A 15,955-nucleotide genomic window follows, 5' to 3' on the forward strand; every position below is an offset into this window, starting at 1 on the left:
CGATTACCGAACGATTCGCTCGCATGTTGGCGCTGGAGTAAGAAAGTTTGATGGATAAACAGAGCCCCCACCTTTTGCTCCGCGTCCCGACGCCGACCAAGCAGGGCCTGACTTTCTGCGACGCCACGCCACGTGACCTGAAACGCTGGATCGCCGGCCTGCCCAAGGCCAACATCGGTGAAACCGCGCGCCAGTTGTACCAGGCGCTGATCGAGCTCAACCAGTTGCTGACCCCCTCGGACAACCGTCTGCAACTGCTCGAGCTGTTGCGGCCCGAGGTGTACTTCGTCTGTCAGCATCTGGAGCGCCACTTCCTCAACCAGGCCATCGTCCTCGACGAGCGCCCGCGCAAGGTGGCCAATCTGTGCCAGGCCCTGCAGAACCACCTGGCCATCGGCTACAAGCTGATCATTTCACGCCTCGCCGCCCAGCCGAACCGTGAACGCAACCAACTGCTCGGCACCGCGCTGCAGCGTGCCGTTCACAGCCTCAATGGCCCGCTGATTCGTACCAGCCAGCTGTACTGTCCGGTCCCCGAGGGGCTGTGGCTGGAGCTGCACCAGCTTTACCTGATCGCTCATCAGCAGGACCTCCACAAGGTGGTGATCCGCGACCCGCTGGCGCGCCACACCCAGGGGCTGAGCGTCGAGCAGAGTTACATCGTGGCGCTGCTGATCGGCTGCTCACGCTGCAACCAGATGCGCCAGAGCGCCATCGCCCGTCTGGCCGAAGCACTGGAAGCTTGGAGCACACTGATCAACCTGCAGGCTGGCGGCCATCCATCGAGCATCTTTGCCGTCGCCCCCCAGCTGGACGGGCCGCCGCGCTATACCTCGCTGTTCCAGCCAAGCGAGTTGCAAGGCGCCCTGGGTATCGACCCGACACCGCTGGTCAATGCCATCAAGGACCACCTGCATCTGCTGCCCGAGGAAAGAAGCCAGTCGCGCCTGCCCGTGCCGGATGGCTTCACCATCGACATGCTGCAGCATGCCGCTGCAGCCTGGGGCGACATTTCCGAGCGCACCTTCCAGCGCACCCAGGGCACTGGCAGCATGACCCTGTGCATCGGCATGAGCGCCTTGAACTACTACCTGGCCAACGGCCGGGCATTCAGCGAGATCCTCAAGCAGCCGATAGAAACCACCGCTTCGTTCAAGCCGGTCAGCAGCGAACCGGATATCTGGTCCAACGCCCCGGACGCACGGCGCGGCACCGAGTGGGAACATGGTCTGCCGTTCGAGGAAATCGAATACCCCAAGCCCGTCGAGGACCAGGAACAATCGGCCTCCGGGGCGGGCGAAGGCTTCCCGAGCTACACGCTGTCGATCGTCAACCACAGCCCTGGCGGCTATTGCCTGTCCTGGCCGAAGGAAGTGCCCAACCAGCTGCAGGCCGGTGAACTGCTGGGCATCCGAGACAACCCGCAGCAGAGCTGGAGCGTGGCCGTAGTACGCTGGATTCGCCAGGTACGCGGTGGCGGCACGCAGATGGGCATCGAACTGATCGCCCCACACGCGCAATCCTGCGGCCTGCAACTGGTACGCAAGGCAGAACAGAACAGCCAGTACCTGCGCGCCCTGCTGCTCCCGGAAATCTCCGCCATTTCCCGCCCGGCCACACTGATCACGCCACGCCTGCCTTTCCAGGAAGGTAGCAAGGTGCTGATCAACATCAGTGGCAAGGAGCGCCGCGCCGTGCTCAGCCAGAAACAGGCCAGCACCGGCAGTTTCAGCCAGTTCGAGTATCACGATCTCGAGCAGAAAAGCGTCGATCACGCGACCTCCGTCACAGCCTCCGGAACCCACCGGCCGGCCGGGGAGGAAGACTTTGACTCACTCTGGAAGTCGCTGTAGATTGCGGGAAACCCTCCCGCCTTCTTCTGCTGTCTTATCGCAGATTCGACCTCGCTAATGGCCATCGAAAAGAAAACCATCCGCCTGCTGATTCTCGAAGATTCGCAGAATGAGGCAGAGCGTCTCGTCAGCCTGTTCCGTAATGCCGGTAACGCGACCCGTGTACATCGGCTGATCTCCAGCGAGGATCTGCTCGAAGCCCTCAAGCACAATTGGGATCTGCTGATCTGCGCCCCCGTCAGCGAATGCCTGGAGCCCCACGAAGCGCTCTCCTGCATTCGTCATCAGGGCAAGGACATTCCGGTCATTCTGCTGCTGGCCGACAACGAGCCCGACAGCGTCACCGAGGCGCTGATGCTGGGTGCTCAGGATGCGTTGCCTCAGGGCGAGGACGAGCGCCTGGTGCTGGTGGCCCGTCGCGAGCTGGTCAACCTCGAGGAACGCCGCGCCCGCCGCGCCGCCGAGGTAGCCCTGCGCGAAGCGGAGAAGCGCTGCCAGCTGCTGCTGGACAGCTCGGTGGATGCCATCGCCTATGTGCACGACGGCATGCACATCTATGCCAACCGCGCCTACCTCGAGCTGTTCGGCTTCGACGACGCCGAAGAACTGGAAGGCCTGCCGATGATCGACCTGATCGGCAGCGCCGACCAGGGTGCCTTCAAGGACTTCCTGAAAAACTATCAGCATCTGGACGATCACGAGTTGTCCTGTGCAGGTGTGCGCACCGACGAAAGCACGTTCTCGGCGCGCGTCACCCTCTCCCCCGCAGCCTACGACGGTGAGCCCTGCATCCAGGCAGTGATCCGCGCCGAAAGCGGCAACGCCGAACTGGAAGAGAAGCTGCGGGAGATCAGCAGCCTGGATCTGGTCACCGGCCTGTATAACCGCGCCCACTTCATCGAGCTGATGGATACCGCAGCGCATCGCGCGGTGAACGACGAACAGCCGGCGAGCCTGGCCTACATTCGCGTCGATCGCTATGCCGCCCTGCTTGCCGAAATGGGCCTGGGCGCCATCGATCTGCTGCTGACCGACCTCGCCGGCATGCTGCGCACGCATTTCCCGCAGGATGCCCATCTGGCGCGCTTCGGCGACGATGTGTTCGCCGTTCTGCAAGCGGGCATGACACCGCAGCAACAGCGCCCGCAACTCGAGGCCCTGCTGCGCAAGGCCGAGACGCACCTGTTCGACATCAACGGACGCACCGCACAAACCACCCTGTCGATCGGCGTTGCCGGCCTCAACGACACCACGCCCAAGGCAGGTGAAGTGATCGACCGCGCGCAGCGCTGCGCCGATCAGATCGACGAGCCGGGCACCCTCAAACTGTTCGACCCGGCCGAGGAACTGGCCGCAGCAGCCAGCCGCGGCAGTGTCGTGGCGATGGTGCAGCAGGCGCTGGAACAGAACAGCTTCCGCCTGTTGTTCCAGCCGGTCATCAGCCTGCGAGGCGATGAGCACGAACACTACGAAGTGCTGCTGCGCCTGCTCAGCCCATCCGGTCAGGAAGTCCCGCCCGGGGAATTCCTGGCCGTGGCCAGGGACTCGGGAATGGGTGAGAAGATCGACCGCTGGGTGATCCTCAGCTCGATCAAACTACTCGCCGACCACCGTTCCAAAGGGCACGCGACACGCCTGTTCGTGCACCTGTCCAGCGCCAGCCTGCAGGATCAGACGCTGCTGCCCTGGCTCAGTGTCGCCCTGAAGGCCGCGCGCCTGCCTTCCGATGCCCTGGTATTCCAGTTCAGCGAACCGGATGCCATTGCCTACCTGAAACAGGTGAAAGCGCTGACCCACGGCCTCAAGGATCTGCACTGCCATATCGCCCTGAGTCAGTTCGGCTGCGCGCTGAACCCGTTCAATACGCTCAGGCACCTGCCCGTCGACTTCGTCAAGGTGGATGGCTCCTTCGCCAAGGACCTCAGCGATCCGGCCAATCAGGAAGCGCTGAAGACCATGCTCGCCAGCCTGCATAGCCAGGCCAAGCTGACCATCGTGCCGTTCGTGGAGTCCGCCAGCGTCCTCGCCACCCTGTGGCAAGCCGGCACGAACTACATTCAGGGTTACTACCTGCAGGGTCCGAGTCAGTCGATGGATTACAACTTCTCGTCAGACGATTGAGCCAACGGGGCAGCCTGGCCGCCCCGTTGCAGCTGCATCTCGCTTACCGCTGACCGTCGCGGTCGCGGAAACCCAGCAGATAAAGAAGGCCGTCCAGGCCCAGGGTGGAGATCGCCTGCTTGGCCGATTGCTTGACCAGCGGCTTGGCCCGGAATGCCACACCCAGCCCGGCAATGGCCAGCATCGGCAGGTCATTGGCGCCATCGCCGACGGCAATGGTCTGTTCCAGACGCAAACCCTCCTTGTGCGCCAGCTCGCGCAACAGGTCAGCCTTGCGCTGCGCATCGACGATCGGCTCGATGGCCACACCGGTGACCTTGCCATCGACCACTTCCAGTTCATTGGCGAACACGTAGTCGATGCCCAGCTTGGCCTGCAGTTGCTTGGCGAAGTAGGTGAAGCCGCCGGACAGAATGGCGGTCTTGTAGCCCAGGCGCTTGAGCTCGGCGAACAGGTTCTCGGCACCTTCGGTCAGACGCAGCGACGCGCCGATCTCATCCAGCACACCGACATCCAGGCCTTTCAGCAGGGCCAGGCGCTCCTTGAAGCTGGCGCGGAAGTCCAGCTCGCCACGCATGGCCCGCTCGGTGATTTCCGATACCTGCTCACCGACACCGGCGGCCTTGGCCAGTTCGTCGATCACTTCCGCCTCGATCAGGGTGGAATCCATGTCGAACACGGCCAGGCGACGATTGCGGCGAAACAGAGAATCGGCCTGAAAGGCGATATCGACGTTCAGCTCCTGGGCCACGCTGAGAAATTCGGCCCGCAAAGCGGCCGGATCACTCGGCTCGCCACGTACCGAAAACTCGATGCAACCCTTGCCCTGCTCGACCGGCATGTCCAGCGGCATACGCCCGGACAGTCGGTCGATATGGTCGATATTCAACCCGTACCGGGCGGTGATCGCACTGACGCGCTGCAACTGCTCGGCGGTGACCTTGCGGGTCAGCAGCGTCACGCTGTGGCGTGCCTTGCCCTGCCCGGCCACCCAGTTCTGGTAATCGTCTTCCGATACCGGCGTGAACCGCACCTGCTGGTCGAGCTTGTAGGCGGTGAAGAGGATGTCCTTGAGCACCGAGGACGCGCGCTCGGTATCGGGAATTTCCACCAGGATGCCGAAAGACAGCGTGTCGTGGATGACCGCCTGGCCGATATCGAGAATGTTCACGCCACCTTGGGCCAGTACGCCGGTAATGGCAGCCGTGAGGCCGGGCCGATCTTCACCGGTAATGTTGATCAGGACGATTTCGCGCAAGGCGTACTCCGGAGCTCGCAGGACTAAGAACGGTCTGCCGAACGGCGATGTGCAGCAGGGCCGGTGAAAAAACGCACATTCTAACCACTTTCAATGCCTTCCGGACACGCGCGGCGCTTTGCCCTGCGCGGGTCGCTCGCTATACTGCGCCGCATCTACAGTCGACAAGAGCCGAGCTCTGTGAACCGGCCCGCCCCCGTAAAACCCGATAACTTCTTCCTTCTGCTCTTCCGTGCACTGCGCCAACGTCGCGTGCCGCTGGCATTGCGCGTCGTCAGTCACAGCTTGCTGCTGGTGGCCATGGCGCTGGTGATCTATGCCTGGGTCATCGGCATGCAGTTCAAGCAGGCCATGCAGCAGCAGGCCGAAGCACTGGGCAGCAGCCTGATCACGCAGACGGCTGCCTCGGCCACCGAACTGCTGGTGTCCAACGACATCCTCAGCCTCAACGTGCTGCTCAACAACCTGGTGAAGAACCCGCTGGTGGCGCACGCGGCCATTTACAGCGTCGACAACCGCATCCTTGCGGAAGCCGGCACCCGCCCCAGCAAGAGCATGCTCGGCGAGACCGAGGGCCTGTACTCCACGCCGATCACTTTCCAGGAGGTGATGGCCGGGCAGTTGCGCATCAGCCTGGACATGCAGCAATTCCAGCAGCCAATGACCATCAGCCTGCAGAGCATGGGCATCCTCAGCCTCATCCTGCTGGCGCTGACGCTGTCGCTGAGCCTGCGCCTGGGCCGACAGATCTCCACGCCACTGATGCAGATGCGGGTCTGGCTGCGTGACCCTGATGATTACGCCCCGGGCGCCAATCGCCAGGACGAGATTGGCGACCTGGCGCGGCAGCTGCAGGCTCGCCTCGCGCCGGTAAAACCGGAGCCCGAGCCGGAGCCAGAGCCGGAATTCGACGACCTGGACGAGCAGTTCCTGCACGACGAGGATGACGAAGAAGTGGATCGCCGCGACGATCCGCAGTTCGAAGTTCGCGACCTGCGCGACAGTCGCTTCGATACCGACGATTACGATCCGCCAAGCCGCAGACGCGGTGAAGACACCGATGACGATGCCTTCGCCGATCTGTATGACCGCGATGAGACGCCTGCCCACATCCCTCCAGCGGCACCTGCTGCGCCGCAGAAGAGTGCCGTATTGGCGGTCCAGCTGGGCGCTCAGGAGCAACTGCGCCGTTTGCCGCGTACCCGCCTGATGGAGCTTCTGGAAAGCTACCGCAACTGCCTGGACAAGGCCGCGGCGCTTTACAAGGCTCAGCTGTACACCCTCAACGATGGCAGCAGCCTGATGCTCTTCCACCATCAGGACAGCCAGGACGACTACCTGACTCACGCCATCTGCTGCGGTGAACTGCTGCGCGCACTGGGCCACGCCCTGCAGATCGAAGTTGCCGACAGCGGCATCACCCTGCACCTGCAACTCGGCCTGACCCTGGGTGAAGACCTGCAGGGCCTCAGCCAAGGCGACCTGCTGTTGAGCGAAACCGCACAGGATGCCCTGGCCCTGTCTCAGCACAGCCGCAACCTGCTGCTGGTGGAACGACGCGTAGGCGAAGACGCCACGCTGCGCCAGCGCGCCCGTATCCGTGCCATCGCCAGCCCCGAGGGCGCCAGCTGCGTCGAGCGCCTGCTCGATCCGTATCCGGCGCTGCTCGAACGTCAGATGGCCAGGCTGCGCGAAGAGCGCTAGGCCCCCGTGGGGTGGATGGCGCCTTTCTCATCCACCATCGCGCCAGCGAAGCGGTGAACAAGGGGGCGGCGTCTTCCCCATCAATACCCGTTACGCAACTGACACGAGGAGTCTGCAGGCAACGCGCAGCTCGGACTGTGAATGGGGCATTACCTAGCAGGCACGAAAAGGCCGGCGCAAGGCCGGCCGTTTTCCCGCGCGAAGCGATCAGAGCTTGGCGATGGACACCTCAGTGGACTTGACGAACGCGATCACTTCGCTGCCCACGCCCAGTTCCAGCTCGCGCACGGAACGGGTGGTGATCACCGAAGTAACGATGCCGGCTGCGGTCTGCACGTCGATTTCCGACAGCACGTCGCCCTCGACGATTTCCTTGATGGTGCCTTTGAACTGGTTACGGACGTTGATGGCTTTAATGGTCATGTCGAATTTCTCCTAGGGTCGAATTTAGCTGCAAGTCTCAAGCTGCAAGCGACAACAGAGCGCCTGGGCTTTTTACTTGCAGCTTGTGGCTTGAAGCTTGTCGCTGCTTTAAAGCGCCCAACGCAGTTGCGTCGGGAGCGGTGAAACGGGATCGGGCTGCGGTGGCAGCTCGGGCAGTTGCAGAACACGATTGAGCACCTCGGCTTCCAGCGAAGCCAGGCGTGCCGAGCCCTTGTTACGGGGGCGCGGCAGATTCACGTCCAGATCCAGGCCAACCTGACCGTCTTCGATCAGAATGACCCGGTCAGCGGTGGCAACGGCCTCGCTGACGTCGTGGGTGACCAGCAGTACGGTAAAACCGTGCTTCTGCCAGAGGCCCTCGATCAGTTGCTGCATTTCGATACGGGTCAGGGCATCCAGAGCCCCCAGGGGCTCGTCGAGCAGCAGCAGGCGCGGCTCGTGAATCAATGCACGGGCCAGGGCCACGCGCTGCTTCTGGCCACCGGACAGCGCCGCCGGCCACTCATTGGCACGCTCGCCGAGACCGACAGCTTCCAGCACCTGCTGGGCCTTGGGTCGCCAGTCACCGGTCAACCCGAGGCCGACGTTGTCGATCACGCGCTTCCACGGCAGCAGGCGCGCTTCCTGAAACATCAGACGGGTATCTTCACGGGTCGCCGCCAACGTGCCGTTACCGGCCAGCAGCTCACCGCCAGTAGGCTGGTCGAGGCCAGCGAGCAGACGCAGCAAGGTGCTCTTGCCGCAACCACTGCGTCCGACCACGGCAACGAACTGGCCCGAAGGGATGCGCAGGTCGATGTCCTTGAGTACCTGGCGCTCGCCAAAGGATTTCTGAATGCCGCGAATGGTCAGCGGCGTGCCTCGCTTGAGGCTATGCAGAGCGGTCATTTGGCACCTGCCTTGGTTTGATAGGCCGGATGCCAGCGCAGCCAGGCGCGCTCCAGGCCACGGGCAGCGACATCGGCCAGCTTGCCGAGCACCGCATACAGCAGAATCGCCAGCACCACCACGTCGGTCTGCAGGAATTCACGGGCGTTCATCGCCAGGTAACCGATGCCGCTGCTGGCGGAAATGGTTTCGGCGACGATCAGGGTCAGCCACATCAGCCCGAGGGCGAAGCGCACACCGACCAGAATCGATGGCAGCGCACCGGGCAGGATCACCTGACGGAACAGCGCGAAGCCGGACAGACCATAGCTGCGCGACATTTCCACTAGCGCCGGATCGACGTTGCGGATGCCGTGGTAGGTGTTCAGGTAGATCGGGAACAGCGTGCCAAGAGCGACCAGGAAGATCTTCGCGCTTTCGTCGATGCCGAACCACAGAATAACCAGCGGAATGAGCGCCAGGTGCGGCACGTTGCGGATCATCTGCACCGAGCTGTCGATCAGGCGCTCGCCCCATTTCGACAAGCCGGTGATGAAGCCCAGGGCCAGACCGATGCCCCCACCAATGGCGAAACCAACCCCTGCGCGCCAGCCACTGATCGCCAGGTGGGTCCAGATCTCGCCACTGGAAAGCAGCTGCCAGCCGGCCTCGAACACCGCGCTGGGCGCCGGCAGAATGCGCGTGGACAGCAGCCCCAGGGCGACCGAACCCTGCCAGGCAACCAGCAGCGCCACGGGCAGTGCCCAGGGCGCCAGGCGCAGGGCCAGGCTATGGAAAGACGTGTTGCTCATTTCATACCTCAACAATCATCACGGGATGGCCGGGCGTCCACGCCCGGCAGCGTTTCAACTGGCCGACGCCGCCTTGGGCAGGATGTCGTTGGCGACCATTTCACCGAACGGGCTGACATAGTTCGCGCCTTCCGGCAGCGCAGGGCGGTTCACGTCCAGGTGTGGGAACAGCAGTTCGGCGACCCGATAGGACTCTTCGAGGTGTGGATAACCGGAGAAGATGAAGGTATCGATGCCCAGCGCGGCGTATTCCTTGACCCGCTCGGCCACCGTCGGACCATCGCCGACCAGCGCCGTACCGGCACCACCGCGCACCAGGCCGACACCAGCCCAGAGGTTGGGTGACACCTCCAGGTTGTCCTTGCTACCGCCGTGCAGGGCAGCCATGCGCTGTTGGCCGACCGAGTCGAAGCGCGCCAGAGAGGCCTGGGCGCGAGCGATGGTGTCATCGTCGACATGGGCAATCAGCTTGTCAGCGGCCTTCCAGGCCTCTTCGTTGGTTTCCCGGACGATCACGTGCAGACGAATGCCAAAGCGCACTTCGCGCCCCTGGGCCGCGGCTTTCTCCCGCACGGCGGCGATCTTCTCGGCCACCGCGGACGGTGGTTCACCCCAGGTCAGGTACAGCTCGACCTGTTCGGCGGCGAGGTCCTGCGCGGCTTCCGAGGAGCCACCGAAGTACAGCGGCGGACGCGGTTGCTGGACTGGCGGGTAAAGCAGCTTGGCGCCCTTCACCTGAATATGCTTGCCGTCGTAATCGACCACTTCGCCTTCCAGCACGCGACGCCAGATGCGGGTGAACTCGACGGACGCTTCGTAGCGTTCGGCGTGGGACAGGTTCAGACCATCGCCTGCCAGTTCGTCCGGATCACCGCCGGTGACCAGATTGAACAACGCACGACCGCCGGACAGACGATCCAGTGTCGCCGCCTGGCGTGCAGCCACGGTCGGAGAAATGATGCCCGGACGCAGGGCCACGAGGAATTTCAGGCGCTGGGTCACCGGGATCAGCGACGCGGCGACCAGCCAGGAATCCTCGCAGGAACGGCCGGTGGGAATCAGTACGCCGCCGAAACCGAGGCGGTCGGCAGCCTGGGCGATTTGCTGCAGATAACCGTGGTCAACGGCACGGGCCCCTTGCGAGGTACCGAGATAATGGCCGTCACCGTGGGTCGGCAGAAACCAGAAAATGTTCAGACTCATGGAGTGGTCTCCTTGGGATTGGGCCGCTGCATGGCCAGTGACCATGCAGCTGAATGCCTTACTGCTGGGCTTTCTGAGCGGCTGCGAGGGACGCCGGCGGTGTCCAGATCACGTCCTTGATGCTCAATTTCTTGGGGATCAGTTTCAGCTCGGTGAAGGTGTCGGCGATCTTCTGCTGCGCCGTCACCACTTCCGGAGTCAGTGCTGCAGCGCCGTAGCCCTGGCGCTTCACGGCAATGGCGGTGATGTCCCGTGGCAAGCCGAGCAGCGGTGCGACCTGGTCGGTAACCTTTTCCGGGTCGGCCTTGGAGTCTTCGCCCACGGCGCGGACCTCTTCGATCAGCACCTGAAGGATTTCCGGGTTCTTCTCGGCGTAGGGTTTGGTAGCGAGGTAGAACTGGTGGTTGTCGACCAGGCCTTCACCGTCACGCAGGGTGCGTGCCTGCAGTTGCTGTTCGGCGGCCGCCTGGAAGGGGTCCCAGATGACCCAGGCGTCGACGCTGCCGCGTTCGAATGCAGCGCGGGCATCGGCCGGCGGCAGGTAAACGGGCTGGATATCGCTGTACTTCAGGCCCGCGTCTTCCAGAGCACGCACCAGCAGGTAATGCACGTTGGAGCCCTTGTTCAGCGCGACCTTCTTGCCTTTCAGCTCGGCCACCGACTTGAGCGGTGAATCCTTGGGTACCAGAATCGCTTCGCTGTGCGGGGCTGGCGGCTCGTAGGCGACGTAGAGCAGATCGGCACCGGCCGCCTGGGCGAAGACCGGCGGCGTTTCACCGGTCACTCCGAAATCCACGGAGCCTACGTTGAGCCCTTCGAGCAACTGCGGGCCACCGGGGAACTCGGTCCATTTGACGTCCACGCCCTTGTCGGCCAGACGCTTCTCCAGCGTCCCCTTGGCCTTGAGCAGCACCAGGGTGCCGTATTTCTGATAGCCGATACGCAGTGTCTCGGCTTGAGCTTGGGTAATGGCGCCGAAGGAAATGGCCGCGGCAAACAAGGCGACCAGACTCCGACGCAAAGTGATAGTGCGCATGACGCTCTCCTCTGCATTGAGTGTTTGGCCACCTGCTGCCTCGTTGGCGGGCTAGTAAGGTGGTTGATGGGTGAACCTTCACCCATGTGGAAAATGTGTGTGAATCCTTGACTCAGGCGCTCCAGCGCCCACTGATCAGGCGATCGTTTAACAGCCCCGGCTCGATCGGCTGTGGCCGGCGGTTGAGTGCCTGGATCAGATGCTGCAAGGCGTCATCCAGACGCTGTTCAAGTACCGGCAGCAGATCGCCACCGGTATCGGTGTAGGCAATCTGGCTGTCATCGGCGAAAACGCCGTGCAGTACTTCCTGCGCCTTGAGCGCCGACAGCACCGGCTTCAAGGCGTAATCCACCGCCAGCATGTGGGCACTGCTACCACCCGTGGCGATTGGCAGCACCACCTTGTGATGCAGCGCGCGCTCGGGCAGCACGTCGAGCAGGGTCTTCAATGCGCCCGAAAACGACGCCTTGTATACCGGCGTCGCCACGATCAGCCCATCGGCAGCAGCCACGTGGGCCTGCAAGCTCTGAATGCGCGGGCTGTCGAAACGGGCGAAGAGCAGATCCTCGGCCTCGAAGTCACGCACCTGATAACTCACCACCTCGACACCATGGGACTGCAGCCACTGCCGCGCCCTGTCGAGCAGTACGTTGGAGCGTGACTTCTGGCTCGGACTGCCACCCAGCAAAACCACCAACATGGGATGTCCTTACTTGTTCGGTTGCGGGGTGAGGCGCAGGTAGGGCTTCACGGCGCGATAGCCTTTGGGGAAGCGCTGCTTGATCTCGTCTTCGTCCTTCAGCGAAGGCACGATCACCACATCGTCACCGTCCTGCCAGTTGGCCGGGGTGGCCACCTTGTGGCTGTCGGTGAGTTGCAGCGAGTCGACCACACGGAGAATTTCGTTGAAGTTGCGCCCCGTGCTCGCCGGATAGGTGATGCTCAGGCGGACCTTCTTGTTCGGGTCGATGACGAACAGCGAACGCACGGTCAGGGTGTCGTTGGCATTCGGGTGGATGAGGTCGTAGAGCTCGGAAACCTTGCGGTCGGCATCGGCCAGAATCGGGAAGTTGACCGCGGTGTTCTGGGTCTCGTTGATGTCGTCGATCCACTTCAGGTGGGAGTCGACCGGGTCCACGGACAGGGCGATGGCCTTGACGTTGCGCTTGGCGAACTCGTCTTTCAGCTTGGCGGTGAAACCCAGCTCGGTGGTGCACACCGGCGTGAAATCCGCAGGGTGGGAGAACAGGATGCCCCACTGGCTACCCAGCCACTCGTGGAAGCGGATACGGCCTTCGCTGGAATCCTGTTCGAAGTCAGGTGCGATGTCGCCAAGGCGGATGCTCATGCTGTGTGCTCCTCAAGTGAGTCGTTGCGTGGCGCTCACTATGCTCAGGAACACGGAATATTAAAAAGAATAAATAATGATTTATTTATAACCAAATCAGCTGAATGGACTCGAGACGCGCCAGCACCTCGTCAACGGCGGGCCTGTCCAGTGACATGGCGCTATTCGAGCAGCCGCGCCGGATTGCCTGCGACCTTCGCTCCAGCAGGTACATCGCGGGTGACCACGCTGCCAGCGCCGATCAGCGCGTCGTCACCGACGGTCACTCCCGGAAGGATCAGCGCTCCAGCGCCGATCCATACGTTGCGACCGATGCTCACAGGCCGACCGAATTCCAGGCCGGACTCACGCTCGGCAGGAGCACGGGGATGATCCGCGGTGAGTATCTGCACGCCGGGGCCGATCTGGGTCTTGTCGCCGATGCTCACGGCCACCACGTCGAGGATCACGCAGTTGAAGTTGATGAACACCTCGTCGCCCAGGCTGAGATTGAAGCCGTAATCGCAGTGAAACGGCGAACGCACCACCACGCCCCGGCCAATGCTGGCCAGGCGCTCGCCCAGCACTTGGGTACGCTCGGCAGGTGACAGCCCCAGGTTGCCGTTGTAGCGCGCCAGCCAGGCGATGGTGGCGGCGCTTTCGGCCTGCAGTTCGGGATCGCTGGCCAGATAGAGCTCACCGATGAGCATTTTGTGTTTTTCACTGAGCGCCATGGCGGGTGCTTCCTTTGGGGGTGTGCAGTAAGTGAACCTGAAGTCCCCCTGGGGTTCCGCCAATCAGGTCGTCAGGAAATGTCCAAGCGCCACCCACTGCAGTTCCTCGATCGCCTCGCCCAACCGCTCGTCCACCTCGCAGAGTCGTGCGTTCTGCGCCTCGGTCAGCCATTGCGGGATGTCCCACAGGGCGATTTCGGTCGGCTCATCCTGCAGATGAGCGAATACACCGTAGAAATCCTGCAACAATTGACGGGCCTGCTGCAGGCCCAGCAGGGCGAGTGCGGCCTGGGCGTACTCGAAGGTCGGCATGCCCCAGTTGGCGAAGAACTGCAGCAGGCCACCGTTGTAGTAGTCGGCCTGGAGACGCCATAAGGCCACCAATTGTCGATCTCGCAGTTCGATCGCCTCGAGGTCCCAAGCGGCTTCGTCCAGACGGCGCAACGCCTGGTTCTGCAGGTCCTCCCAGGCCAGTTCCGGAGCATCCCAGCAACTGCCTCCCAGATGTCGCCAGCTGGCGGTGAACCCCAGATTTTCCAGGCGATAGTCCTGCCGCTGCGCGGGTGAAAGACGGTCGAGTCGTAGATAGCCATCCTGGATCAGGGAAAACACCTGACCATTGCGCAGATGAAAGAACACCTTCTGCTCATCGAAGCTCAGGTGGTCGATCTTCAGGAAGGCGAGTTCGGGGTAACGATGATAGGGCATGGGCCTGGTCACCAGAATGAAGTCGGAGCCGACCATGCCAGAGCCTGGCGACGCTGAACAGCGTGCAGAACTGCGTTCACCTGCACATCGGTGGCCGTAAGCTTTATCGCAGGCATAAAAAACCGGGCTTGCGCCCGGTAAAGATTCCACCACGAGGAATGGAGGCTCGCGATCGAAGCGGCGAACCGCTGTCGCGACGAGCGCCTGCAACCCATGACTGGCGCAGGCAGGCTCGAATAAAAAGGGCGAGGGAAGCGGTGCTTCGCCCCACCCGGAAAACTTAGAGCAGCGGCAGGCTATAGCTGACGATCAGACGATTCTCGTCGGCGTCTGTCGCGTTGTTGCCACGCAGCGAAGCATTACGCCAGGAGAAGCCCAGACCTTTGAGCGAACCCTGCTGAACGGCGTAATCCAGACGGAAGTCGCGCTCCCACTCTTTGCGCTCGCCATCGGCGGCATCGATGTTGTCGCCTTTCAGGTAAGTGACGACAGCTTTCAGGCCAGGCACGCCAACGGTACCGAAGTCATAGCCATACTCGGCCAGCCAGGTGCGTTCGCCAGCACTGGCGAACTTGCCGATCTGACGGTCGGTGATCAGGTAGGAGCTGGAGCCGTCACCCTGGTTGAGGAACGGGAGAGCGCTGTCGCCGGAAACCTGCTGGTAACCCGCGCTCAGGGCATGGCCACTCAGGCTGTAGGTGAACAGGGCGCTCCAGGTCTGGTTGTCGACTTCGCCGCTCTTGGTGTCGCCAGCAGCCCAGTAGCCGCTGCTGCGGTAGCCTTCGTTACGGCCCGCCAGGTTGCCGTTCTTGCCATCGGAGCCGCTGTTGAAATAGCGCAGATCGGTTTTCAGATTACCGGCCGGCAGAGCCAGGTTATGGACCAGGCCCAGGAAGTGCTGCTTGTAGAAGTCTTCCAGGTTGCCGTAGTAGTACTGGGCGGTCAGGTCCTTGGTGATCTTGTAGTCGCCACCGGCGAAGTAGAACTTGTTGGTATCGGCGATTGGCGTGCCGACAGCCGTACCATTCGGGCGAGCGGCGCCACCGATGCGCAGACCGATGTCATCGGTAGAAGAGCGGGTCTTGGTGTGCTCCAGTTGACCGGCAGTCAGGGTCAGGCCATCGATCTCATTGGAGATGACCTGGCCACCGTTGAACAGCTGTGGCAGCAGACGGCCGTCGTTGAAGGTCACGACCGGCAGCTTCGGCTGCAGGGTGCCGACGCGCAGCTCGGTTTTCGAGAGGCGGAACTTGGCGGTAGCGCCAGCCTTGCTGTAATCGTTGACGGCACTGCCATCGGTTTCCAGCGGGAACAGCTGGCCCGGGGTGCGATCACGACCGGCTTTGGTGTTCTTGCCGCCGGAATCCAGACGCAGGCCATACAGCCCGATCACGTCGACGCCGACACCAACGGTGCCCTGGGTGAAGCCGGACTGGTAGTTGAAAATAAAACCCTGCCCCCACTCATTCGCTTCGCCCGTGTTGTCGGCGGTGTTCTTGGTGTTCAGGTCGTAATAGAAATTGCGCAGGTCGAGTTTGGCGGTGCTGTCTTCGACGAAGCCGGCAGCGCTGGCCTGTTGCGCCAGCGTGGCGAGGGTGACGGCCAGGGCCAGGGTGGATTTTTTCATGGGTGTGATGCTCCGGGGCATGGATCGCGAGCCGGCTGGGCCAGACTCGATAAGCGCTAGTTATTGGCAGGTGCAAGGCTAAGCCAAGGCGAATAAAACAAAAAAGAATCAATAATTACTAATAAATTACTTTTTTGAATATACGGCCCGACCTGACAAGGTTCTCTGTCAGCAGTCCGCTCTGTTCGACGCGCGGCTCAAGCGCGGGTCACGTGGCGGAAGCAGAATGTTTGCAAAAAGTTTCGAAAGTTCCGGCATGGG

General features: G+C 62.5%; 14 protein-coding genes. 3 read left to right on the forward strand and 11 right to left on the reverse strand.

Translation table 11 applies throughout. The features are described from left to right. Positions 1–50: 50 nt before the first annotated feature. Together FHR27_RS18880 and FHR27_RS18885 are read left to right on the forward strand one after the other, a co-directional pair. Positions 51–1,853, forward strand: a complete 1,803-nt coding sequence (locus FHR27_RS18880) for a hypothetical protein (protein WP_042554449.1) — start codon at positions 51–53, stop codon at positions 1,851–1,853. 57 nt (positions 1,854–1,910) lie between these two features. After that, on the forward strand, positions 1,911–3,974 hold the full coding sequence (locus tag FHR27_RS18885; RefSeq protein ID WP_042554448.1) for an EAL domain-containing response regulator: 2,064 nt from the start codon (positions 1,911–1,913) through the stop codon (positions 3,972–3,974). 43 nt (positions 3,975–4,017) lie between these two features. Here FHR27_RS18885 and serB read toward each other — a convergent pair whose 3' ends face one another. After that, positions 4,018–5,232, reverse strand: coding sequence for a phosphoserine phosphatase SerB (gene serB / locus FHR27_RS18890; protein ID WP_042554447.1), 1,215 nt, complete (start codon positions 5,230–5,232; stop codon positions 4,018–4,020). Between the two features lie 180 nt (positions 5,233–5,412). Here serB and FHR27_RS18895 point away from each other — a divergent pair, with 180 nt between their 5' ends. Then, a complete protein-coding gene (locus FHR27_RS18895; protein ID WP_179539280.1) occupies positions 5,413–6,936 on the forward strand; it encodes an AhpA/YtjB family protein in 1,524 nt (507 codons plus the stop codon). A 207-nt stretch (positions 6,937–7,143) separates the two neighbouring features. Here FHR27_RS18895 and FHR27_RS18900 read toward each other — a convergent pair whose 3' ends face one another. The 10 genes from FHR27_RS18900 to FHR27_RS18945 all read right to left on the reverse strand — a co-directional run bounded on the left by FHR27_RS18900 (position 7,144) and on the right by FHR27_RS18945 (position 15,694). Then, complete coding sequence (locus FHR27_RS18900) at positions 7,144–7,359, reverse strand: TOBE domain-containing protein (RefSeq protein WP_013793202.1); 216 nt, start codon at positions 7,357–7,359, stop codon at positions 7,144–7,146. Between the two features lie 108 nt (positions 7,360–7,467). After that, on the reverse strand, positions 7,468–8,268 hold the full coding sequence (ssuB, locus tag FHR27_RS18905; protein ID WP_042554445.1) for an aliphatic sulfonates ABC transporter ATP-binding protein: 801 nt from the start codon (positions 8,266–8,268) through the stop codon (positions 7,468–7,470). Next, a complete protein-coding gene (ssuC, locus tag FHR27_RS18910; protein ID WP_042554444.1) occupies positions 8,265–9,059 on the reverse strand; it encodes an aliphatic sulfonate ABC transporter permease SsuC in 795 nt (264 codons plus the stop codon). Before ssuC ends, ssuB begins: the two co-directional genes overlap by 4 nt. Before the next feature lie 54 nt (positions 9,060–9,113). After that, the gene (gene ssuD / locus FHR27_RS18915) at positions 9,114–10,262 is read right to left on the reverse strand and encodes an FMNH2-dependent alkanesulfonate monooxygenase (RefSeq protein ID WP_042554443.1); all 1,149 of its coding nucleotides are present in this window, start codon (positions 10,260–10,262) and stop codon (positions 9,114–9,116) included. 58 nt (positions 10,263–10,320) lie between these two features. Further along, entirely contained in the window at positions 10,321–11,298 is a 978-nt protein-coding gene (locus tag FHR27_RS18920; protein WP_042554442.1) for a sulfonate ABC transporter substrate-binding protein, read from the reverse strand. Between the two features lie 112 nt (positions 11,299–11,410). Next, positions 11,411–11,998: an NADPH-dependent FMN reductase gene (gene ssuE, locus FHR27_RS18925; protein WP_179539281.1), complete on the reverse strand. Its 588-nt coding sequence runs from the start codon at positions 11,996–11,998 to the stop codon at positions 11,411–11,413. A gap of 9 nt (positions 11,999–12,007) precedes the next feature. Then, positions 12,008–12,646 carry a peroxiredoxin gene (locus FHR27_RS18930; protein WP_042554440.1) on the reverse strand — a complete coding sequence of 213 codons (639 nt, stop codon included), beginning with the start codon at positions 12,644–12,646 and terminating at the stop codon, positions 12,008–12,010. Positions 12,647–12,807: 161 nt separating this feature from the next. Then, positions 12,808–13,359, reverse strand: coding sequence for a sugar O-acetyltransferase (locus FHR27_RS18935; RefSeq protein WP_042554439.1), 552 nt, complete (start codon positions 13,357–13,359; stop codon positions 12,808–12,810). 63 nt (positions 13,360–13,422) lie between these two features. Continuing rightward, complete coding sequence (locus FHR27_RS18940; protein ID WP_179539282.1) at positions 13,423–14,067, reverse strand: DMP19 family protein; 645 nt, start codon at positions 14,065–14,067, stop codon at positions 13,423–13,425. A 280-nt stretch (positions 14,068–14,347) separates the two neighbouring features. Continuing rightward, complete coding sequence (locus FHR27_RS18945) at positions 14,348–15,694, reverse strand: OprD family porin (RefSeq protein ID WP_179539283.1); 1,347 nt, start codon at positions 15,692–15,694, stop codon at positions 14,348–14,350. Positions 15,695–15,955 lie beyond the last annotated feature (261 nt).

Source organism: Pseudomonas flavescens (genome assembly GCF_013408425.1).
GTDB classification, from domain to species: Bacteria; Pseudomonadota; Gammaproteobacteria; order Pseudomonadales; family Pseudomonadaceae; genus Aquipseudomonas; species Aquipseudomonas fulva_A.

Coding starts and splice junctions, on each gene's coding strand:
- FHR27_RS18880 (WP_042554449.1), top strand. CDS start 51: ATGGATAAACAGAGCCCCCACCTTTTGCTCCGCGTCCCGACGCCGACC.
- FHR27_RS18940 (WP_179539282.1), bottom strand. CDS start 14,067: ATGCCCTATCATCGTTACCCCGAACTCGCCTTCCTGAAGATCGACCAC.
- ssuD (WP_042554443.1), bottom strand. CDS start 10,262: ATGAGTCTGAACATTTTCTGGTTTCTGCCGACCCACGGTGACGGCCAT.
- FHR27_RS18900 (WP_013793202.1), bottom strand. CDS start 7,359: ATGACCATTAAAGCCATCAACGTCCGTAACCAGTTCAAAGGCACCATC.
- ssuE (WP_179539281.1), bottom strand. CDS start 11,998: ATGTTGGTGGTTTTGCTGGGTGGCAGTCCGAGCCAGAAGTCACGCTCC.
- ssuB (WP_042554445.1), bottom strand. CDS start 8,268: ATGACCGCTCTGCATAGCCTCAAGCGAGGCACGCCGCTGACCATTCGC.
- FHR27_RS18885 (WP_042554448.1), top strand. CDS start 1,911: ATGGCCATCGAAAAGAAAACCATCCGCCTGCTGATTCTCGAAGATTCG.
- FHR27_RS18920 (WP_042554442.1), bottom strand. CDS start 11,298: ATGCGCACTATCACTTTGCGTCGGAGTCTGGTCGCCTTGTTTGCCGCG.
- FHR27_RS18935 (WP_042554439.1), bottom strand. CDS start 13,359: ATGGCGCTCAGTGAAAAACACAAAATGCTCATCGGTGAGCTCTATCTG.
- FHR27_RS18945 (WP_179539283.1), bottom strand. CDS start 15,694: ATGAAAAAATCCACCCTGGCCCTGGCCGTCACCCTCGCCACGCTGGCG.
- ssuC (WP_042554444.1), bottom strand. CDS start 9,059: ATGAGCAACACGTCTTTCCATAGCCTGGCCCTGCGCCTGGCGCCCTGG.
- FHR27_RS18930 (WP_042554440.1), bottom strand. CDS start 12,646: ATGAGCATCCGCCTTGGCGACATCGCACCTGACTTCGAACAGGATTCC.